Annotated in this window: 19 protein-coding genes; 11 read left to right on the plus strand and 8 right to left on the minus strand. The window is 52.3% G+C overall.

Annotated elements, in window-relative coordinates:
- Positions 1-413 precede the first annotated feature (413 nt).
- Both H8K47_RS04235 and ribA read left to right on the plus strand, forming a co-directional pair.
- Positions 414-2,156, plus strand: coding sequence for a hypothetical protein (locus H8K47_RS04235; RefSeq protein ID WP_186880170.1), 1,743 nt, complete (start codon positions 414-416; stop codon positions 2,154-2,156).
- Positions 2,157-2,452: 296 nt separating this feature from the next.
- A complete protein-coding gene (gene ribA / locus H8K47_RS04240) occupies positions 2,453-3,091 on the plus strand; it encodes a GTP cyclohydrolase II (protein ID WP_186880171.1) in 639 nt (212 codons plus the stop codon).
- Positions 3,092-3,116: 25 nt separating this feature from the next.
- Here the strand turns inward: ribA and H8K47_RS04245 are convergent, their stop codons facing one another.
- From H8K47_RS04245 to zwf, 5 genes are all read right to left on the minus strand, one after another.
- A complete protein-coding gene (locus H8K47_RS04245; RefSeq protein WP_186880172.1) occupies positions 3,117-3,596 on the minus strand; it encodes a YciI family protein in 480 nt (159 codons plus the stop codon).
- Positions 3,597-3,605: 9 nt separating this feature from the next.
- Positions 3,606-4,448, minus strand: a complete 843-nt coding sequence (locus tag H8K47_RS04250; protein WP_186880173.1) for an HDOD domain-containing protein — start codon at positions 4,446-4,448, stop codon at positions 3,606-3,608.
- Positions 4,449-4,615: 167 nt separating this feature from the next.
- Complete coding sequence (locus tag H8K47_RS04255; RefSeq protein WP_186880174.1) at positions 4,616-5,509, minus strand: SIS domain-containing protein; 894 nt, start codon at positions 5,507-5,509, stop codon at positions 4,616-4,618.
- 56 nt (positions 5,510-5,565) lie between these two features.
- Complete coding sequence (pgl, locus tag H8K47_RS04260) at positions 5,566-6,249, minus strand: 6-phosphogluconolactonase (RefSeq protein ID WP_186880175.1); 684 nt, start codon at positions 6,247-6,249, stop codon at positions 5,566-5,568.
- Between the two features lie 3 nt (positions 6,250-6,252).
- A complete protein-coding gene (zwf, locus tag H8K47_RS04265; RefSeq protein WP_186880176.1) occupies positions 6,253-7,713 on the minus strand; it encodes a glucose-6-phosphate dehydrogenase in 1,461 nt (486 codons plus the stop codon).
- A 561-nt stretch (positions 7,714-8,274) separates the two neighbouring features.
- On the opposite strand from zwf, the gene edd reads away from it, so the two are divergent.
- The 4 genes from edd to ppc all read left to right on the plus strand — a co-directional run bounded on the left by edd (position 8,275) and on the right by ppc (position 15,675).
- Entirely contained in the window at positions 8,275-10,113 is a 1,839-nt protein-coding gene (gene edd / locus H8K47_RS04270; RefSeq protein ID WP_186880177.1) for a phosphogluconate dehydratase, read from the plus strand.
- A 75-nt stretch (positions 10,114-10,188) separates the two neighbouring features.
- A complete protein-coding gene (gene eda / locus H8K47_RS04275; protein WP_186880178.1) occupies positions 10,189-10,851 on the plus strand; it encodes a bifunctional 4-hydroxy-2-oxoglutarate aldolase/2-dehydro-3-deoxy-phosphogluconate aldolase in 663 nt (220 codons plus the stop codon).
- Between the two features lie 170 nt (positions 10,852-11,021).
- Positions 11,022-12,653 carry a glucose-6-phosphate isomerase gene (gene pgi / locus H8K47_RS04280; RefSeq protein WP_186880179.1) on the plus strand — a complete coding sequence of 544 codons (1,632 nt, stop codon included), beginning with the start codon at positions 11,022-11,024 and terminating at the stop codon, positions 12,651-12,653.
- A 235-nt stretch (positions 12,654-12,888) separates the two neighbouring features.
- Positions 12,889-15,675, plus strand: coding sequence for a phosphoenolpyruvate carboxylase (ppc, locus tag H8K47_RS04285; protein ID WP_222612726.1), 2,787 nt, complete (start codon positions 12,889-12,891; stop codon positions 15,673-15,675).
- Between the two features lie 115 nt (positions 15,676-15,790).
- On the opposite strand, the gene H8K47_RS04290 is transcribed toward ppc, so the two are convergent.
- Both H8K47_RS04290 and H8K47_RS04295 read right to left on the minus strand, forming a co-directional pair.
- Complete coding sequence (locus H8K47_RS04290) at positions 15,791-16,363, minus strand: outer membrane beta-barrel protein (protein ID WP_186880180.1); 573 nt, start codon at positions 16,361-16,363, stop codon at positions 15,791-15,793.
- Positions 16,364-16,632: 269 nt separating this feature from the next.
- Positions 16,633-17,757: an ABC transporter substrate-binding protein gene (locus H8K47_RS04295; RefSeq protein ID WP_186880181.1), complete on the minus strand. Its 1,125-nt coding sequence runs from the start codon at positions 17,755-17,757 to the stop codon at positions 16,633-16,635.
- A 204-nt stretch (positions 17,758-17,961) separates the two neighbouring features.
- Between H8K47_RS04295 and H8K47_RS04300 the strand changes: the two genes are divergently transcribed.
- The gene (locus H8K47_RS04300) at positions 17,962-18,162 is read left to right on the plus strand and encodes a YjfB family protein (RefSeq protein WP_186880182.1); all 201 of its coding nucleotides are present in this window, start codon (positions 17,962-17,964) and stop codon (positions 18,160-18,162) included.
- Positions 18,163-18,308: 146 nt separating this feature from the next.
- Positions 18,309-18,725, plus strand: coding sequence for a hemerythrin domain-containing protein (locus tag H8K47_RS04305; RefSeq protein WP_212680576.1), 417 nt, complete (start codon positions 18,309-18,311; stop codon positions 18,723-18,725).
- 109 nt (positions 18,726-18,834) lie between these two features.
- On the opposite strand, the gene H8K47_RS04310 is transcribed toward H8K47_RS04305, so the two are convergent.
- The gene (locus tag H8K47_RS04310; RefSeq protein ID WP_186880183.1) at positions 18,835-19,053 is read right to left on the minus strand and encodes an RNA-binding S4 domain-containing protein; all 219 of its coding nucleotides are present in this window, start codon (positions 19,051-19,053) and stop codon (positions 18,835-18,837) included.
- A 256-nt stretch (positions 19,054-19,309) separates the two neighbouring features.
- On the opposite strand from H8K47_RS04310, the gene H8K47_RS04315 reads away from it, so the two are divergent.
- The 3 genes from H8K47_RS04315 to H8K47_RS04325 are packed head-to-tail and all read left to right on the plus strand — an operon-like array spanning position 19,310 to position 21,339.
- Positions 19,310-19,576 carry a BufA1 family periplasmic bufferin-type metallophore gene (locus tag H8K47_RS04315; protein WP_186880184.1) on the plus strand — a complete coding sequence of 89 codons (267 nt, stop codon included), beginning with the start codon at positions 19,310-19,312 and terminating at the stop codon, positions 19,574-19,576.
- A gap of 57 nt (positions 19,577-19,633) precedes the next feature.
- Positions 19,634-20,500 carry an MNIO family bufferin maturase gene (gene bufB / locus H8K47_RS04320; RefSeq protein ID WP_186880185.1) on the plus strand — a complete coding sequence of 289 codons (867 nt, stop codon included), beginning with the start codon at positions 19,634-19,636 and terminating at the stop codon, positions 20,498-20,500.
- Positions 20,497-21,339: an HvfC/BufC N-terminal domain-containing protein gene (locus H8K47_RS04325; protein WP_186880186.1), complete on the plus strand. Its 843-nt coding sequence runs from the start codon at positions 20,497-20,499 to the stop codon at positions 21,337-21,339. The genes bufB and H8K47_RS04325 overlap by 4 nt, the downstream gene beginning before the upstream one ends.
- Positions 21,340-21,359 lie beyond the last annotated feature (20 nt).

Genomic DNA, 21,359 nt, shown 5'->3' on the forward strand with positions numbered 1-21,359 from the left:
GCGTAGCAGGGCGTCCTTGCCAATGCGATTAAAGAAATTCGCCAGCCGTTTGCGGCTTTATCAATTGGTATGCGTATCGGTGCTAACTGTTTTTTCAGTCATGCATCGTCATAAATCACAACAGATCCAGGTGTCCGAAAACATGGCTTGAGCGGATAGGGATGTTTTGACGAAGATGCCGCGTTCTGCGTCATTGCATCGCTTGTCGCATGCTTCCCACAGTTGCTGGGGTGTTCAGGAATGAATGCCGGAATTTGCTTGCAAGGTATCTTGCTTTGTTGGAAACTGCTTTTCCTCAGGCAAAGCCACGTCTGGATCGTGGCGCAGAACGGGAGAAAGTGATGTTTGCAGTGGGAATGACAAAGGCAAGTTCGGCAAATCAACCAGAAAAACAAATAATACGCAGAACGTCAATGATGTCTGTAAGAAAGTCACTGATGGATTTGCAGGGTACCGGGCTGGCAACAGTGCTGGCACTGGCTGCCGCTGGATTGGTGTTTCCGGTGCAGGCGGCGGACGTACCTGCCGCAGGAATGACGATACAAATTAATTACCCACAATTGCCTGCCGGGCAGCCAGCGACGCGGCTGGAAGTCAGTTACACCCCGTCCAAGTCCTGTTCTCGTCTGCAGTTTCAGAAGGAAAATCGTGATAACGAAGGCTTACGTGACGGCTGGCAGGCGCTAAATGATTGCGCTCGGCTGGAGGGGGATAGCATTGTGTGGCAAAAAACGACCTCTGGTGCTGCTTGTATCGCGCGGTTCGCTGTGCCGGTCACTAAGCAATTGTTTCATCATTACCAGCCAGCTTTGCCGATTGGCGATGCAGTGCTGCTGCATACCAGCAATTACGCCGTCGATAAGACTTGTGGCGCAGCGCAGTATGTAGTGCAGGCACCGGCTATTGCAACCGGTGGTGATATCGTCGATGGAAGCTTGCAGATCAGCGCATCGAATAAAGCGCGTGACAGTTTACCGGTGATGCTGTTTCCGACGTCGGGTTTGCAGTTTCAGGGGACCCCTTTTTATGCTGATGCTGATTTGCCGCCTGCGACGATCGGTTTGATTCGGGAAGTGGCGGATCATAGTGTGCAGCATTTGCGCAAGCAATTGCCGTCGGTACCGTTTCAGATGCCGATGATCGCTGCCGCGTCGGTGCGCGATGATGGCCCCAGTTATTTTAACGGCAATGCGCAGGATATTTTGCAGCTGGCTTTTTTTAACTGGCCGCATACGATGGATGCGGGCGGACAGCGTACAGTGTCGCAATTTGTTGCCCATGAATTCAGTCACCGCTTTCAAGTGTATCCGGCGGGTGCCGCCAGTTATGCGGAAGAGCGCCTGATTCATGAAGGCGGTGCGGAGTTTTTACGTTGGATGACCAGCCTGCATCTGGGCTGGCTGACCCCGCAGCAAGCAGCCGCTGATGTCGATGACGCACTGGCCAGTTGCCTGATCAGTGCCGGACAACGATCTTTACGCAGCCTGAGCAGGTCGGAGGTTGATGGTGGTCGCATCGGCTATGTGTGTGGCTTACCAGCTTATGTGTATGCGCTGGCAACAAGTGTGCCACCGGGGCAGGCTTACGCCAGACTGGATGCGTATTACAGCCGTTTGCTGAAAATGCAGCAGAGGCCGGTGACGCAACAAATGCCGGTTGATTTTGCCACCATGATGGAATGCGGCGATCAGCCGGACTGCCAGCCTCGGCATTTGCCACAGTTGTTGCGCTCGGAGCAAAACTTGAATCAAGTCTGGCAGGACTGGCTGAGTGCTTCGCCACTCGCGTTCAGTGCAGCGCCGACCGATGCACAGCAGCACGAGATGCTGGTCAGCGCCATTGGTCAAATGATGCGTGAAGACTGCAGCGGATTGCGTGATCTGTATCCGCAGAAAGATAAAATCGTGATCAGCGGCTTACCGCAATGTCAGCGTTTGCGCACGACAATCAGCGTCATGCAGATTGAAGGTTTGCCTTACAGCGGTGATCGCCGCACGCTGCAAGCGATGGTGGATGCTTGTCGCCTTCGTCAGGAAGTGCTGCTGGGACTTGAGCAAGGGCAAACGCTTTCATTGCAATGCAAGCGACCGTTAACCGTGTTTTCCACGTTCCTTCAACTACAAGCCGGTGCAGTGCTGAAAGTCTTGCAACCCTGAGCGCAACAGGTTGTTACCTGTTTTTCTGATGCCAGCGCAAACACTGACGCAGCGGGTGGGCTGGTTTACAGAAAATGCGGCTTTTTGCATCGTCGCTGCGTTTGCTGATATGGCTATCAGAGAAAATGAGATTTTGCGCTGACTGGTCGGTTTCCTCGAAAATGTAGCGGTTTCCGGTCGAAAAATCCGCACTCGTTTATACTTGCGGTTTTGCCGCTTTCCGGCTTTATCCGCCACTGTTGCAGTCGCCACCGGAAACCCGCAACTGCTATCCAAAAAATATTGTGAGTTTGTCTATGTCTGAAACCGTGGCGCCTGCCGATAACAGTGCGCAAGATCTGGTGTTCGTTGAATCCTGCCGCTTGCCCACGCGCTGGGCAGAATTTCAAATGCATGTTTTTTTTGAAGCTTCCACCGGAAAAGAACATGTGGCACTGACCCTGGGCCAGGTCAATGATGGCGCGCCAGTATTAGCACGTATCCATTCTGAATGCCTGACCGGTGACGCTTTGTTCAGCCGCCGCTGTGACTGTGGCCCACAACTGGAACTGGCTTTGCAAAAAATTGCGGAAGAGGGCCGTGGTGCCTTGTTATATCTGCGTCAGGAAGGCCGTGGTATAGGCTTACTCAATAAAGTACGTGCCTACCATTTGCAGGATCAGGGTGCCGATACGGTGGAAGCGAATCAGCGGCTGGGCTTTGCCGCTGACTTGCGTAATTACAGTTTGTGTGAACCCATGTTGAAACATTTGGGGATCAGCGCTTTACGTCTGATGACGAACAATCCGCGCAAGATCGCCGCCATGCAGGGTTTGCGCGTTACGATCGCAGAACACCTGCCGCTGATCGCAGGACGTAATCCGCACAATGACCGCTATCTGGATACCAAGGTTGCCAAGCTCGGCCACATGATAGACAGCGATGGCGTAATCTGAACGACGCCTGACTCGCCTGCACGCTTCAGGGTAGGTTTGGTGTCAGCTTCTGATGCAGTGCCGGGATCTCCATCAGGGCAGCAGTGCCATAATGGATATGATATTCGGCCACCATCTCACCTTTTTGGATGACGGGATCGGTGGTGGTCAAAGCCTGTGCTTCGGCGATGCTGTTGACTGCAAAAATAAACATGCCACGCCAGCCGTCGACGCCGTCAAAAGGTCCTGCGGTGACCAGCAATCCTTCGGTCGCTAACTTTTTTATGTTGGCGAAGTGCCCGGCGAACATCGCATCGCGTTCAGGGCCTGCGGCCATTTTATTGGGTCCGGTTTTCAGTAGCACCATCACGTAACGGCGCATACCGCGCTGATCCGCACCCAGTTTCTTCGCCAGCTCAGCATCGAATTGGGGATTAGTCGCACTTTGCTGTGCATGTGCAGTTGGCGAGGATGCCAGTGTCCATACGAGGACAAGGCCAGCCAGTGCTAAGCTAATGCTGCGCATGATGCCTCCTTATATCGCGATATCCTGTTCCAGTTTCAGAAATTCGGCTTTGGCTTCTTCCAGTACTTCGTTGAGCGCCTGTTGATCGAGTCCTGCGCTTTCCCAGGATACGCCATTGATTTCAGGTGGCGTGTAGCTTTGCGTACCACTCGGGCCCAGTGCATGGGTGATGCCATTGGCGACGTGGACGATGCTGGCTAAAAATCCAGCGCCAGGGCGTTCAGGATGATGGTGTCCTGCAATCGCATGTATCATCTGCTCTGAAAAATTCCATTCCTGCGCAAGTGCCTCTCCCACCGCCGCATGGTCGGTACCCAGGATGTGGCGCTCAGCATTCAGCTGGGTGGTGGCATTGTCCTGTTGCCAAAGCAGGGCAGCTGCGTATTCTGTACTGTGTTTACTGACCAGAACCAGTGTGCCGATGTCATGCAACAGGCCTGCGGTGTACGCGACTTCCTGATTGAATTTTAAGCGGCGCGCCAGGATGCGCGCTACGATGGCGACCAGATTAGAGTGGCGCCAGAAATTTTTATGGCTGAAGCCAGTACAGTTATTTTCCGGGAAGCAGCCGCTGAGTGCGGCACTGATGATGATCTGGCGCACAGTGACCAGACCCAGCAAAGCGATCGCCTGCTGGATGGTCGTGACCTTTACCAGGGTTGAGTAATAAGCTGAGTTGGCTTGCTTTAATGTCTTGGCGGTCAGCGCACTGTCGTGAGCCACTTTGGCGGCCAGCTCATGGGTGTCAACCTCTTCTTTGTCGATGTTATTGAGTATTTCCATGACCACCGCGGGCAGCGTGGGCAAGTCCTGTACGTCTTCAATGATTTGTTGTGTTGAGATTGTGTACATACGGCCTCCTGTGCCGAGTATCACCTAAAAACACGACAGACAGAAGAGATGCTTTGCAGATCAGGCAGAATTTGCTGCCTGTGTGCCACACCGAGAGTCAAATGAATGATATGAATGATGCATGTCAAACAGCTTGCTAAGCTGTCTGGAGGATATCTGGCATAGCATCAGACTTTCGAGTCTATGCGCTTTTCACTGATACTGATTTTGGCGCGCTCCAGCATATCGATGGCAGCCGGGCCACGCATCAGGGTTACTGCAACGGCCAGCGCATCGATATAGGTCAGATGCGCCAGGCGTGAAGTCATGGGTGTGTAGATATCGGGATCTTCTTCCACGTCGACGCTGATATGCACATCGGCCAGTTCTGCCAGCGGACCGCCACTGGCGCACAAAACCAGCACCTTGGCACCGGCTTGCTTAGCCAGTTGTACGCTGTTGATCAGATCGCGCGTGCGGCCGGTACGTGAAAACGCCACCACCACGCAATCGCTGTTGAGCAGCGAAGCCGATTGGGCCTGTAAATGCGCGTCGCAGAATACCGTGGTCGGAATGCCGAAACGGAAGAATTTGAGCTGCGCATCGATCGCCAGTGCGCCTGAATAGCCGAGGCCGTAGCATTCGATACGGCGCGCGCGTGCCAGCAGGCTGACTGCAGCTTCAAAGTTGGCAGTGTTAGCGTTATTCCTGGCTTCCATCAATGCTGCGATGGTGCGGTCAAACACTTTAGGTAACACATCCTTGACCTGATCGGCCTGATTGACATCCAGATGCAAATAGGGGATGCCGGTTGCCAGACTTTTAGCGAAGGCCAGTTTAAACGATTTAAAACCATCGAATCCCAGACTCTGGGCAAAGCGCGCGACGGTAGGCTCGCTCACATCGCAGGCCAGTGCCAGTACGCGGATAGACATCTCGAGTGCGTCGTGCGGTTTTTGCAGTAAAAATTCAGCGACCTGGCGTTCAGCGCGGCTCAGTGCAGTGCTGGCCGTACGTATGCGTGCCAGCAAGCCTTTTTCAGAGGGGGTAGTCGCCGTGGTGGCAGAGTGCAGAGTTGTCATTGTTCTTTCTGGTGCAAATAGCCGTTTAGACTGCGTAAGTCCTGTCATTTTACCGCTCAGGGGCACCAGTACACATCGATATCGCACTGTGCCTGTTGCAGCAAAGCGGCAACCGGTAAGCCTTGTTGCTGCGCCGAAGCCAGTACCGCACGTTTTTCTGCACCAGTAATCACCAGCCAGATACGACGTGTGTTGAGCAGGCGGGGCAACGACAGCGACATGCGGCATTGACGGGTCTGCGGATGTACCGCCGCCAGACAATCCAGTGTGTCATGTTGGGTTGGTGCGCCGGGAAACAGGGAGGCAATATGGCCATCTGCGCCCATGCCGAGCAAGACCGCGTCAAACGGGGCTGGCAGCGTTGCCTGCAGCCGGGTATGAATGGCTTCGGTGGCGATTTCGGCTGAACTCGAGGCATTTTTCAGTGAGATCAGTTGCCAGCGCTGTGCTTCTGCACTGAGCGCGAGACTGCGCCTGAACAGACCTTCATTGCTCTGACTGTCTGCATCGGGCACCCAGCGTTCATCGGTAGCAACCAGTTTCACTGGTTGGGCAGGGACGCTGGCGGCCAATAACTTATCCAGAGCCTGATACACCGGTGCCGGTGTGCTGCCGCCTGCCAGCGCAAAGCTGCTGGCTCGCGGCGCAGCCTGGATCAGGCTCAGCCATTGCTGGCTCAGTGCGGTACTGAGTGCAGCAAAATCGCTGTACTCGTGAAAATGTAATGCAGTTTGTGTCATGAGTCAGCTTTCTACGTATTCTTCGCCCCAGGCAGCACCGTGCTGGGCCAGCAAGTAACTGGCTGCAGCCGGGCCCCAACTGCCAGCGATATAGGATTTCAGTCCTTCGCTGTCGTTTTGCCAGGCCAGCATAATCGGGTCTACCCATTCCCAGGCTGCGCTCAATTCGTCGTCACGCACAAACAGGGTCAGGTCGCCATGCATGGCATCCAGCAACAGGCGTTCATAAGATTCCACCCGGCGTGAGTTCGATACTTCTGCGAAATCCAGATTCAGTGCCACATCGGACAGGCGTATGCCTTCACCCGGTTCTTTCGCTTTCATGAACAACTGCACGCTTTCTTCCGGTTGCAGCGAAATTACCAGGCGGTTCGAGCGCATAGGCCCCTGCGACTGGCCGAAAATCGAATAAGGAATAGGTTTGAAATTAATCGTGATTTCAGCACTGCGGCTGGCCATGCGTTTGCCTGTTCGCAGGTAGAACGGCACGCCGGCCCAGCGCCAGTTGTCGATTTCTGCACGGATTGCGACAAAAGTTTCTGTGCGTGAGGCTTGCGGTACACCGGGTTCAGCCTGGTAACCGATGACTGGCTTGCCATCCACCGCACCCGCGCGATACTGACCTCGCACGGTTTTTTTGCTGACTTCATCGGGGGTGAATTTATGCAGCGCGCGCAGCACTTTCACTTTCTCATCGCGGATTGCATCCGGATTGGCGTTCACTGGTGGTTCCATCGCCACGATAGAGACCAGTTGCAGCAAGTGATTTTGTACCATGTCGCGCAAAGCGCCGGTGTGATCATAAAAGTCGCCACGTGATTCCACACCGACTTGTTCAGAAATCGAAATTTGTACGTCTTGTATCCACTTGCGGTTCCATAGCGGCTCCAGGAAAGAATTAGCAAAGCGTAGTGCCAGCAAATTCTGCACCATTTCTTTGCCCAGATAATGGTCGATACGGTAAATCTGGTTTTCCTGCAGATAGCGACGTAAGGCCTGATTGATTTCCCTTGCTGATTGCGCATCGCGACCTAGCGGTTTTTCCACCACTACGCGTGCATTGCCTTCTACCAGTCCATGCAGCGACAGTTGTTCAACCACAGGAATAAAAATATCCGGGCCAGTGGCGAGATAAAACAGCGTGGCATGGGTCTCGGACGTACGCAGACTGGCCTTGAGGGTATTAAAGTCTTCCGGAATGCGCGCATCGATTTTGGCGTAATGTGTCAGCTCCAGAAAGGCGGCGAGCTTTTCCTGGTTGCCACCGCTGACCTTGGCGGCATATTGAGCGATGCTGTCTGCGACCCGTTGGCGGTATTCCTGATCTTCCAGACGTTCCCGCGCTGCACCGATAAAACGGAAATCGGCGTCCAGCCTGCCATTCACAAATGCGCTGTAGAGCGCCGGGATGATCTTGCGCTTGGCGAGATCGCCAGTGCCGCCAAAAAGTACAAAAGTGGTCATGCTGACTCCGTTTATTGTGGATATTCATAAATCACCTGAGTGACTTATTGTGGTCCTGTGGTTGCGGGCTCAAAGCTGGACGTATTGCCGCTTCGGTTACGGCTATTTCGATGGTTCTTGACTTTGTACACTGAGCTGGTGATACAGAATGCAAATTCCGGGGAGAGCGTTTGCATTCTGACCTGCTCAGTGTTTAGTCTGGCAATTGCTTGCAGCAGGCTGTTGTGTTGAGGCAAACCTAAAGCGTAATGCGTGATGGAATTATGCCAGAAAAATTTCAAAAATGTAGTTTCATTACGAGAATTGTGATTTATTTGTCGAATAAAATCCAGTAAATAAGATTTTCTGAAAGTTTGTTACGGAAAATTCTGGATTTATGCTATCTTTATCGTCAATCTTGTTTGTGTGGAGTATTGCCTGTTTTGATAGGTAGGTATCCTTACTTTGATCATCGTCCATATCACTTACAGTGAAAAAGCATAGACCTGAGGATGGTGCTGCGCAGTGTGTTCAGGTCTGTTCATTTTTAATTTTCGCCCAAACGGGCAATAGGTGAGTTTCATGACAACATCTACTTCCGTCACGCTGCATCCTGTGATCGCTCAGGTAACGCAGCGCATTACAGAGCGCAGTCACAAGCTGCGTAGCGCTTATCTGGCGCGTATCGAGCAAATGCGTGGACGCGGCCCGCGTCGCGCTTCCTTATCCTGTGCCAATCAGGCGCATGCCAATGCGGCGATGGATAGCAAAACCAAGATCTGGCTGAATCAGGCGCAGAAACCGAATATCGGCATCGTCACTGCCTACAACGACATGTTGTCGGCGCATCAGCCTTATCAGCACTATCCTGAACAATTACGTCAGGCTGCGCTGCGCTTTGGTGCGACCGCTCAGGTCGCGGGTGCGGTGCCTGCAATGTGTGATGGTGTGACTCAGGGGCGTCCAGGTATGGAATTGTCACTGTTCTCACGTGATGTGATTGCACAGGCAACCGCAGTCGCTTTATCGCATGATGCCTTTGATGCGACACTGTGCCTGGGTATTTGCGACAAGATCGTGCCTGGTTTGTTAATCGGCGCGCTGGCTTTTGGTCATTTGCCTACCGTGTTTGTCCCCGCCGGTCCTATGGGTTCGGGTTTGTCGAACAAGGAAAAGGCAGCGGTGCGGGAACGTTACGCGCAAGGCAAAGCCACAAAAGAAGAATTGTTGGCGGCAGAAAGCGCCGCCTATCACAGCGCCGGTACCTGTACTTTCTACGGTACGGCGAACAGCAATCAAATGCTGCTGGAAGCGATGGGCCTGCATTTGCCGGGCGCTGCCTTTGTGCATCCGAATGATCCTTTGCGCAGCGCATTGACTGATGCGGCTGTTGAGCAGGTGCTGCAACTGACTGAGCACCAGCGCTATACGCCGATAGGCCAGCTGGTCAATGAAAAAACTATCGTCAATGCGGTGATTGCCTTGCTGGCGACTGGTGGCTCCACGAATCACACCATACACTGGATTGCGGTCGCACGCGCTGCCGGCATCCTGATTGACTGGCAGGACTTTGATGAATTATCGGCAGTGATTCCTTTGCTGACCCGTGTTTATCCCAATGGTACTGCTGACGTGAATGCGTTTGAAGAAGCAGGTGGCCCGACCTTTGTTATCCGCGAATTATTGTCGGCTGGCCTGATGCACGGTGATGTGATGACGGTCTACGGTAATCAGGGCTTACATGGCCATACTGTGCGTCCGGTGCTGAACGAGAATCAGCAATTGAGCTGGCAGGCATTGCCGGTGCGTTCCACCAATGAGGATGTGGTGCGCAATGCAGATCAGCCATTTGCTGCTACCGGAGGCTTGCGTCTGTTGCAAGGTAATCTGGGACGCGCCATCGTCAAAGCGTCAGCGGTACCGGCGGACGCCTGGGTGATACGTGCGCCAGCCAAGGTGTTCACCTCGCAGGAAGCGCTGGTACAAGCCTATAAAGCGGGTGAGTTAAATCAGGACTTCGTCGCTGTGGTGATTTTCCAGGGGCCGCAGGCGAACGGTATGCCAGAGCTGCATCAGTTTACGCCGGTGTTGGGCAGTCTGATGTCGGCCGGCTTTAAAGTTGCGCTGGTCACGGATGGCCGTATGTCGGGCGCATCCGGCAAAGTGCCGGCTGCCTTGCATGTGAGCCCGGAAGTGGCGCAGGGCGGGGCGCTAGGCAAAGTAAGGGATGGTGATCTGGTAGAGCTCAATGTGCACACCGGTGAACTGACAGCACTGGTCGATGCGCAAGTATGGGCGCAACGTCAGGTGCCTGCTTTACCACAACAGGAAAGCTTTGGCTTTGGGCGCGAACTGTTTGCGGCACAAAGACGCGTGGTGACCGCGCCGGAGCATGGCGCCTCTACCCTGTTTATTGACTAAGCGATAGAGTGAATTAATCCGGCTGGCCTGAGGCCTTGCTCAGGTCCAGTTCTGTAAAATTTTTGAATGGAAACCATGATGAGTCATACAAATAATTCCCAGGCTAAGCTGCAAAACATCATAGAACAACTGGCTCAGTTGCGGGTCTTGCCTATTCTGGTCACCGATGATGTCGATCAGGCGATACGCTGTGTGACTACGCTGGCACAACATGGTTTGCCAGCCGTTGAAATCACATTGCGTACCCCAAATGCTATGCAGGTTTTGCGCGAAGTGGTGCGTGCCTGTCCGGATGTGACGGTTGGTGCCGGTACCATATTGACGCCCGCTCAGCTGGATGCGGTCAAAGAAACCGGTGCTGCATTTGGTATCAGCCCCGGCATTACACCAGTACTGGCCAAAGCTGCAGCTGAATCCGACCTGCCTTATTTTCCTGGTGTAGGTAGTGCCAGTGATTTGATGCTGGCGCTGGAACATGGTTTTTCTGTGGTTAAGCTATTCCCATCCGATATCGTAGGCAGTACCAAAATGGCGAAAGCACTGGGTGGGCCTTTCCCTGATGTGCGCTTCTGCCTGACGGGTGGCGTGACCGTAGAAACGACACCGGCCTTGTTGCAGCAATCCAATGTGCTGTGTGTAGGCGGCTCCTGGATGTGTCCGGCGAATCTGATACAAGCCGGTGACTGGGATGCGATTGGCAAGCTGGCCAGCGCTGCTGCTGCCGCTGCTAAGGCCTAAGTCAGCTCTGATGTCGCTGAACACGTATCTCATGCAGTCAACATTCTGGGTTAATCATTTGTCAGATTAACCCGGTGTAGTGCTGGCAGCAACCTGATATTTGATCGACGTTCAGCCAGAAATCCAGCTCAAAATTCAGCTCAAAAATCTTCATTTCATCTGAAAAGATCATGACCAATTCTGTCTCCCGCTCGCCGCTCTGGTGTTTGTTGCAGCAACGTGCAACCAATATGCCCAGCCTGAAAGAATTATTCCGCGCTGATCAGCAACGCTTTACGCATTTTTCCGCTTCCGCTTGTGGCATGTTGCTCGATTATTCTAAGCAGCGTATCGATACTACCGCCAAGCTCAATTTGCTGGCGCTGGCCAGGCAACAGGAAGTCGAGGCGCGACGTGATGCGATGCTGCGTGGCGAGGCAATCAATCACACAGAAAACCGTGCGGTCTTGCACACCGTATTGCGCCTGCCGAAAGATGAAAAGTTCATGCTCAATGGCGATAATATCGCCGCCGATGTACACAGTGTGCTGGCACAAATGCGCAGCTTCAGCGATGCCGTGCGTGAAGGACGCTGGTTGGGCTATAGCGGTAAGGCGATACGCACCATCGTCAATATCGGTATCGGTGGTTCCGACCTCGGCCCGCAAATGGCGTGTATCGCACTGGCCCCCTGGTCGCAAAAAAATCTGTCGCTGCATTTTGTATCCAATGTGGATGGCCGTCATGTGGCGGATGCGCTCAAAAATGCTGACCCGGAAACCACCTTGTTCGTGGTCGCTTCCAAAACCTTCACCACCATGGAAACCCTGACCAATGCACGCACTGCACGTGAGTGGACGCTGGCACATGGTTGTCCGGTCGATCAGATCCGCCAGCATTTTGTGGCGCTCAGCACCAACGTCAAAGCGGCGTCGGAATTCGGGATCGCAGAAGAAAACGTATTCCCGTTCTGGAACTGGGCCGGTGGCCGTTATTCGATGTGGAGTGCAATCGGCTTGTCGATTGCTTTGTATGTCGGTGCTGACCGTTTTGAAGAAATGCTGGCCGGTGCGCATGAAATGGATCTGCATTTTGCGCAAGCCCCACTAGAGCAAAATTTGCCTGTGCTGATGGCGCTGATTGGCGTCTGGAATATCAATTTCCTAGGTTTGCAAGCCTTGTCCATCGCGCCTTATCACCAGCGCATGACGCGCTTACCGGCCTATCTGCAGCAGTTGGAAATGGAAAGCAATGGTAAGTCGGTGACGCGTGAAGGTCAGCGTGTCGACTATTCGACCTCGGCTATCTTGTTTGGTGAGGCGGGTACCAATGGTCAGCATGCGTATTTCCAGCTATTGCATCAGGGTGCGACCATTATCCCGACGGACTTCATTGTAGTGGCCGACGATGATGCCGGTTTGCCCGGACATAATCAGGCCTTGCTCGCGAATTGCTTTGCGCAATCCAAGGCGATGGCCTGGGGTAAGAGCATCGATGAAGTGCGTGCAGAACTCGGTGATTTGCCGGAAAAATTATTGGCGCCACGCGTCTTTGAAGGTAATCGTCCGACCTCAACGCTGTTGCTGGACAGCCTCACGCCACGCTCACTCGGCGCCCTGATCGCTTTGTATGAACATAAAGTATTCGTGCAATCGGTGATCTGGGATATCAATGCCTTTGATCAATGGGGGGTGGAGCTCGGTAAATCGCTGGCACAGCAATTGATCAGCTTAGACCCCGCTGCAGTGCGTGAAGCCGATGACAGCTCGACCAAGGGGCTGTTGCAGGCAGTCAGACGCAGCCAGCAATACAAAGCTGCCTGATGCTTTTCGCCTGATCTGACCAGCTGCCATGCCTGATCCGCGTGGCAGTGTACACATGCGCCGCCATGTCAGTCTGCTGTCAAGCTGGCCTGTTAGCCTGACTTGTAGGCACTGAGGCTGAGGCGGTGTTGCTCAGCAATGTTAATTATGGCTGAGTGCGGCTGAGTGTTGTAATTTTGCGCCGCACAATTTTTTTCATCTTTCGAACCTGCGTGCTACCGTAGAATTTTTGTTCATGAACGCCCACCTCCACTTTCCCATCAAAATGAACGACATCAATGACGATAAAGACCAGAGCCTGCGCGAGGATATCCGCCGGCTGGGCAGACTGTTAGGCGATACGGTAAGAAATCAGCACGGTGACGAGGTGTTTGATCTGATTGAGCAGGTGCGTCAGAATTCGGTACGTTTCAGGCGAGATGCAGATCAGGCTGCCCGTGCCGAGCTGGAATCTACACTCGACAGTCTGACCAATGATCAAACAACGCAGGTAATACGCGCTTTCAGTTATTTTTCTCATTTGGTGAATCTTGCTGAAGATCAGCATCACATACGCCGCACCCGTGCACATCAGATTGCTGGTTCTGCACCGCGTCAGGGGAGCCTGGCGCACACTATCGCAGCGCTGTATGCGACAGGTCAGGGCACGCAGCAATTGCAGGATTTTTTCCAGACTGCGCAAGTCGCGCCGGTACTGACCGCACATCCTACCGAGGTACAGCGTAAAAGCATACTGAATTGCCAGATGGTGATCACACGCTTGTTGGATGAGCGCGATCGTATGCAACTGACGCCGGAAGAATCGGCAGCCAATGACGAAGCTTTGGGTCGAGCGGTATTGACCTTATGGCAGACTCGCATGTTGCGTACTTCTAAATTATCGGTGCTGGATGAAGTCGAAAATGGCCTGAGTTTTTATGATTACACCTTCCTGCGCGAGTTGCCGCAGTTATATGCGGGGCTGGAGGATTTGCTGGCCGATAAAGATCCTGCCTTCCGTGAGCAGGAATTGCCTAGCTTTATGAAGATGGGTAGCTGGATAGGCGGAGACCGCGATGGAAATCCGTTTGTGACCGCCAGTGTGCTGGAAAACACCATGGCGATGCAGGCGACCCGCGCCTTCCGTTTTTATCTGGATGAGTTGCATACTCTGGGGTCGCAATTGTCGATGGCGACGCTGCTGGTTAAAGTATCTGATCCTTTGCTTGCACTGGCACAGGCTTCACCTGATCATTCGCCACATCGTTCCGATGAGCCTTATCGCCTCGCGATCAGCGGTATTTATGCACGGGTTGCTGCCACTTACACCGGATTGCTGGGCTTGCTGCCGCATATTCCGCCTAGCGGTGAAGCCGCGCCATATGCTAATGCCGAAGAGTTAGCAGCCGAACTGGATATCGTGCATCAGTCCTTACTGCAGAATGGATCCGCTGCGCTGACGCGTGGTCGTTTGCGTCATTTGCGCCGGGCGGTGCGGGTGTTTGGTTTTTATCTGGCACCGTTGGATTTGCGGCAGAACTCCGATGTGCACGAGCGCGTGGTGGCAGAATTATTGCAGGCGGCTAATCCTGAACTCGATTATCTGAGCCTGGATGAAGATGCGCGGATTGCCGTGCTGGTCAAAGAAATCAGTTCAGCCCGCCCGCTTGCTTCGCCTTATCTGACGTATTCTGAAGAGACGCAATCTGAACTCGCGATTTATCGCGCTGCCGCAATCGCTCAACAGCGTTATGGCAAGCAAGCGGTACCGAACTGCATTATCTCTAAAACGGATGGCGTGTCCGATATGCTGGAACTGGCTTTGCTACTCAAAGAGGCGGGCTTGCTGCATCCGGCGGAGGGCAGGCTGGATGTGAATATCATTCCTTTGTTTGAAACGATAGGCGATTTGCAAAACAGTGCGCCAGCCATGGATCGCTTGTTTGGCATTCCTGCATATCGTCGCTTACTTGACAGCCGCCAGCAGGCGCAGGAAGTGATGCTTGGCTATTCAGACAGTAATAAGGATGGCGGTTTCCTGACCTCGGGCTGGGAATTGTATAAAGCGGAACTGGATCTGATTCAGGTCTTTGCGCATCATCAGGTGCGTTTGCGTCTGTTTCATGGCCGTGGTGGATCGGTCGGTCGGGGTGGTGGCCCCAGCTATCAGGCGATATTGGCCCAACCGGCGGGCGCCGTACAGGGCCAGATACGCCTGACTGAGCAGGGCGAGGTGATTACTGCGAAATACGGTAATCCTGAAGTTGGCCGCCGCAATCTGGAAGTGTTGGCGGCAGCCACCATGGAAGCCAGTTTGTTGTCTGCCGGCGAGCAGCCGCCAAGGCCAGAATTTTTGCGGGTGATGGAAGAGTTGTCCGACCATGCGTTTAAGGCTTACCGGCATTTAGTGTACGAGACAGAAGGCTTTGAGCAGTATTTCTGGGAATCGACAGTGATCTCAGAAATCGCTGGTTTGAATATCGGTAGCCGTCCTGCATCGCGTAAAAAATCGACCGCAATCGAAGATCTGCGCGCGATTCCCTGGGTGTTCAGCTGGTCGCAATGTCGCCTGATGTTGCCGGGCTGGTTTGGTTTTGGTGCAGCAGTACAAGCGTATCTGCTGGCCCATCCTGAGGATGGTCTGGCGACTTTGCAGGCGATGTTCCGCGAATGGTCTTTCTTCAGTACGGTCTTATCCAACATGGAAATGGTGCTGGCGAAAAGTGATATCGGCATTGCCAGCCGTTATGCGCAACTGGTGAAGGACGATAGCCTGCGGCAACGGATATTCCCGCGCATCGAAGCCGAGCATAGTTTGACGATTGCGGTACTGAAGCAAATTTCGGGTCAGGATGAATTGTTAGCGGCGAATCCTTTGCTGGCGCGCTCTATCCGTAATCGCTTCCCCTATCTGTCGCCGCTGAACCACGTGCAGGTTGAGTTGCTGGAGCGTTTCCGTCAGGGGGATCAGGATGAACGTGTGCGACGTGGTATTCACCTGTCGATTAACGGTATCGCTGCCGGTTTGCGGAATAGTGGATAAGTGCTTAAACCCGTAAGCGCATCAGCAGGGTGAGCAGCATTCAGATAAAAAAATCCCGGTCAGTTGTGCGCTGAACCGGGATTTTTTATGCAGTCTTTAGCGTGAATTCAATCGATCAAAATGCGCTTTGTATGCCCAAACTCAAACCTGTGATATTGCTGTTGCTGCCGTCAGAACGTGCCTGTCTGAGATCCAGGTCGCCACGCAAATAAGTGAGTGGCGTAATAGCGTAGACCAGCCCGGCGCCGATGACAGGTTTCACGGCTGAATAGCGTGTTGTGCTGCTACTGTCGGCTGCAGGATTTTTTACTTCACTTGATGTAAAGGCGATACCGGTGCGGCTGAATAATGCAAACTTATCATTCAGACGCCAGCGGCAAAGTGCGGCAAGGTCTATGCCTTTATGAGAGATGCTGCTGTCGGTCTTGGCATTGATACGATCGAATGTACCCTTCATGTTGCTGGCTATATGGAGCTGGCTTTCCAGGCTCCAGTTACTGCCGAGATCAACACCGGCGGTCAGCTTGATGTTGGCAACAGAGGTCTGACAGTTGTTTTTGCATTGCAGACTGCTGGAAATTTTACCGGCCGCGATGCCGACGTAACTTTGAGCTGCGACACTGGAGCTCAATACAGTCAGGCTTACTGTGAGTAATAGTTGTAGCGGAATAACAGAGATAGGGCGCATTCGGTACAGACAGGTAAGGAGTTGGTGCACCGCCTTCAAGAGGCCAAAAGGTCAAGAGGGCAGGTCGATGTAGGTAAAAAATTCTACCGGGAAATAATACGGCGTGATACTAGCAATCAGGCTGTCTGACTGTCAAAGTTTGTGCGGCATTGCTACAAATATTTCTTGTTAGGAATTGTAACAAGCGCGAAGGCGGCAGCACCGGCATTGCATGGTGCTGCGCATGATAGGCGTGGCGATTGGTTTGGACGGCTTATGTATTTGGGGAACTAAAATAATAAACCGCCACCTTTACGGAACAAGGCGACGTCCACATAGCTGGACAAGTGAAAGCTATTTTCTGCCGGAGTCAGTATGACCCCCCCAAGATCTATTGGGGTGCGCTGGCTGGCGATAGTTTGCAGTCCATCACGTCCTGATTTCGACATTTGTATCGCCTTGCCCAGCGTTTTGGCGACCATAAAGCCTTCAAAGGTCAGTGATGAAATATCTTCATCGCGAAATTTTTTCATCATATTGCTATGATCAATCTGAATCACCGATTTTTTTCCTTGCGGATTGGGGACGACCTGAGAAAAAACAGTCCATTCTAAGGATGTCGGGCCTGCGATTTCAGCCAGCGTGTCCAGATTTATCGTAGACATGCCTGCCACAAAAGTACGCGGCGCATGTTTGCGGAATTCTTTGAGAAATAATCCGGTCGCGACGGTATCGGCAACAGTAATCACGATATTTGGAGTCGCCTTGGCGAGTGCAGTGGCTTCGCGCGTCATGTCCGCCGGCGTATCGGAAATCTTGGCGACGCCGCTGAGTACCATGTTGCGTCGTTTGACTTCAGACACGACATATTGATACATATCGTGATTGATGTTGTTATTTTGCAGTGCGATGCCGACTTGTTTAATGCCCAGTTTATCGAAATAGGAAAATATGTATTGCATCTCTTGTTCCGGGGTAGGGCGCCAGAACAAAACGCGGTTGCCATAATTTTTGGCGGAGCCGACCAGTGGTGCAAACAAGGTGATATTGCTTTGAGTAAAGCGAGGTGAATTGACAACTGCATCGGTCACGCCCGCCCCCACGCCACCTAGCAGATATTCGGCCTTGTCTTTTTCCAACAGTTCGTTCACTGCTTTCACCGATTGTTGGGGGCTGCCCTGGTCATCTCTGACCAGATATTTGACTCTGCGACCATTAATGCCGCCGGAACGGTTAAGACTGTCAAAATAGGTCGTGATACCGGCAACATAATCGCGGCCAAGGCTGGAATTGGGGCCGGACAGATCAATGGCATGCCCGATCACGATAGGGTTATCCTGCGCTTGTAAGCTATTGCTGATCAGACTGGCACCTAGCAGTGAAAATGCGACACATTTTTTAAGTAAGGTTTTCATGAACTCTGGACAGGTAAATTGATGCAATGCAGAAATTTTGCCTGTCAAATGTGACGCGCAGGTGACTGTTCCAATGCGGGCGGAGCAGAACTGATGATTTTGTTGATCCAGAATATTGCGTAGCAATAGAAAATATTTTTAAAACGGGCTTAAGTTGATCTCTTAAGTTGCCGTTAAAGGAGTGTACGGATAAGGGGAATTGTCATGGATATTAACGGTATTTCCAATGTTGCAACAACATTAGCGGAAGTGGGCACTAGCCAGGCTGTCAGTATTGCGATGCTGAAAAAAGCAAATGATATTCAAACCGAGAGCGCGACAGCCTTGATCGAGGCAATTCCGGATAACAAGGCAACGGCGAATCTGCCTTCCCATCTCGGGCGTAATGTGAATACGACCGCCTGATCTTATAAAATACGGATTAGCTCAAAACAGCGCACTTTCGTGCGCTGTTTTCTTTTTAAGCTGTGATTTTGCGCAAGCAAAAGCTTGGCGCTTGCTTCATAATGCCGCCTCTGGATACTGCTTGGTCTGTTTATGAAAGGAATGTTATGGCTGAAATGCAATGGGGATGGTCGGACAGGCTGAGTTTGCCTTATGCGGTGATGGATGAAACGCATAAAGAATTTGTTGAGCTTTGCGCAGCATTGTCTGAGGAAAATCCGTCGACTTTTCTGCAGCGCCTGGATGCCTTAATTACACACTCAGTCGCGCATTTTGATCAGGAAAATACCTGGATGGCCGAGACAGACTTCCCGCCTAAGGGTTGTCATGAGCAGGAACACAATGCTGTGTTGGAGATTATGCGCGAAGTACGTCAGCGCTTTGAAGCTGGTGACGAAGAGTTGGGTGCCAGATTGGCAGAGGAGTTGCCACACTGGTTTGAGCATCATGTGGATACGATGGATAATATGCTGGCCAGACATATGGCTGCCTTGCAAAAAGAAGCAAGCGTTCTCAGTGCCTGACACTGACTGGCTGTTGGCTAACGATGCCCAACAGCCAGCGTCATTGCGTCACATCAGGAGTTTCAGCAAATCCATGATGTGAATCAATGGAGTTGATCGTGCGCTGGAGTCAGGCATGTACCGTGATTACGATGTCACCTAACTGCACCCGCTGACCAGCGCGGATTTTTGCTGTTTTCCGCAATTCCTGTTGCCCATCGACGCGTACGTCTCCACTGGCAACGATCATCTTTCCTGCGCCACCGCTATCACATAATCCGGCTACTTTCAGTAACTGGTTCAATTCTATATATTCCCCCTCCAGGGCGAAGCTGATCTGCTGACTCATATCTATACTCATTTAATTCAGAAAGTGCGCAAGGATACACCAAAAGTCAGGCGAGCCTGTTCAAACTTTGCCGTTCTGACTGGTATGGACTACTACGGGGAAAGCTGCGTCTGGCCACAGGATCTGGCTTGCAAACTTGTCCATTCATAGTAGGATGTTTTCTAAGCATAGAAAGTTTTTTCATTTTATGTGTAAGTAATCCGGTGAGCCTGGCGACTAAGGCTTGCAGGTCCCTTTTTTAACTTAGGAGATAAAGATGAGTAACAAAACTTTGATCGCAATGGCATTGGCTGGTTTGGTCACTTCGGCAGTCGCAGTCGCTGCGGATGATGCGAAAGCACCGGCAAAAACAGAAAAATGTTATGGCGTAGCAAAAGCCGGTCAGAATGACTGTGCGACCAAGTCAGGTACACACTCGTGTGCGGGACAGGCAAAGAAAGATAATGATCCTGGTGAATGGAAAAAAGTACCTGCCGGTTCTTGCGAAAAAATGGGCGGTAAAACCGAAGCGCCAAAAAGCTGATACCTCAGGCATCACATGCTGATTTTTTAATTATCTGTTTTTTTTGAGCAAGCCCACATGCAATCATCATCTGCAACCGCTATCACAGGCTTTGGTGTTGGCCTCAGAAGCTGTCACTACCGGGACTTTTTAAACGCTCCGCAGGCGGCAGACTGGCTGGAGATCCATACTGAAAACTATATGGGGGACGGCGGATATGATTTGCATGTGCTCGAAGTACTGCGTCAAGACTACCCCATCAGCTTGCACGGGGTGGGGCTGGGCTTGGGCTCCGCATCGGCCACTGATGCAGGGCAGGAGCAGCATCTGCAAGGTCTGAAGCGACTGATTCACAGGATAGAGCCAGGTCTGGTGTCCGAACATTTGTGTTGGAATGCTGTACAGCAGCACTTTCTGAATGATTTGCTTCCTTTGCCATTAAATAATGCTGCCTTGCAATTAATGTGTGAGCGCGTAGATCGTATGCAGCATGTACTGCAGCGGCAGGTGTTGATTGAAAATGTATCTACCTATGTGCGTTTTGCTACTGACGAGATGAGTGAAGCGGCATTTATGGCAGAACTGAGCCGTAAAACAGGTTGTGGCATCTTGTTGGATATAAATAACCTGTATGTGAATCAGGTTAATCATGGTGAGAGTGCGAATGAGGCGATACGAATTTACGCGAACCTGCCTGCGTCCACGGTAGGGGAAATCCATCTGGCTGGCCATTTGGATGCAGGAAGTTGTTTGATTGATCATCACGGTAGCCGGGTTCATGCTGAGGTATGGAAATTATATAAATTAGCTTGTCAGCAAATTTCTTATCCGGTTCCGGTGCTGATTGAATGGGATACGGATATTCCAGAGTTACATGTATTGATCGACGAGGCGAATAAGGCCAGACAATTGCATGCTATGCAGCTGACAGAGGCGATTGCATGAGCCCAGAACTGGTCGAATTACAGCATAGCTTTGCCAGGGCAATGCAAAATGTGCAGCAGGTGCCCGAACTTTTGCCTGGGCTGCGGCCTCATGCTGAATTGCAGGACAGGGTCGCGATCTATCGGGGCAATTATGCTGCGCTGATATTGCGTGCGCTGGAGTCTGCATATCCGGTACTCAGATGTTTGGTAGGAGAAGATTTTTTTGTACAAATGGCCAAGTCATATGCGTTGTTGCATCCGTCTGGGTCCGGCGATATGCACCGCTTCGGCGCTGACCTGGCACACTTTATTGCGAATGCTGGACTTGAGCCTCGATACGCCTATTTTGAGGATGTGGCAAGGCTAGAGTGGCAGGTACACACCGCGTATTTTGCAGCGAATGCGGAATTTTTGTCCTTACCTGATTTGCTTGCAAAAGCAGCTCAGAACAACCAGGAACTCTCTGCTGTGCGGCTTGAGTTTCATCCTACATGCGCTTTATTCCGCTCGGAACATGGCGCAATTGATGTCTGGCTCGCGCATCAGCAACCAGGTTTTGCACAAGCGAGCCAGGTAAATCGAGAGACAAGTCCAGATCGGGTTCGGCCAGTCAGCCTGGAGCCGAATTTCGGCGTAGTGAGCCGGGTAAACTGGAAGATTCAGGTGCATTCTGTCGACGAAGCGGCTTGGCGGGCTTTGGAGCAAATTCATAAGGGGGCAAGTCTGGAGCAGGCATTTGAAGTCGCATTGCAAACTCAGGCTGAGTTTGATGTGGCGCAAGGCCTGAGTCAATGGCTGGAATGGGGCTGCTTTGCAGACCTGACGCCTCACGTCAATTCATTCGCTTCGCAACGATGAAAACACTGTTTGTAGCCAGA

It is taken from the genome of Cognatundibacterium rugosum (assembly GCF_014284365.1).
GTDB lineage: Bacteria > Pseudomonadota > Gammaproteobacteria > Burkholderiales > Burkholderiaceae_D > Undibacterium > Undibacterium rugosum.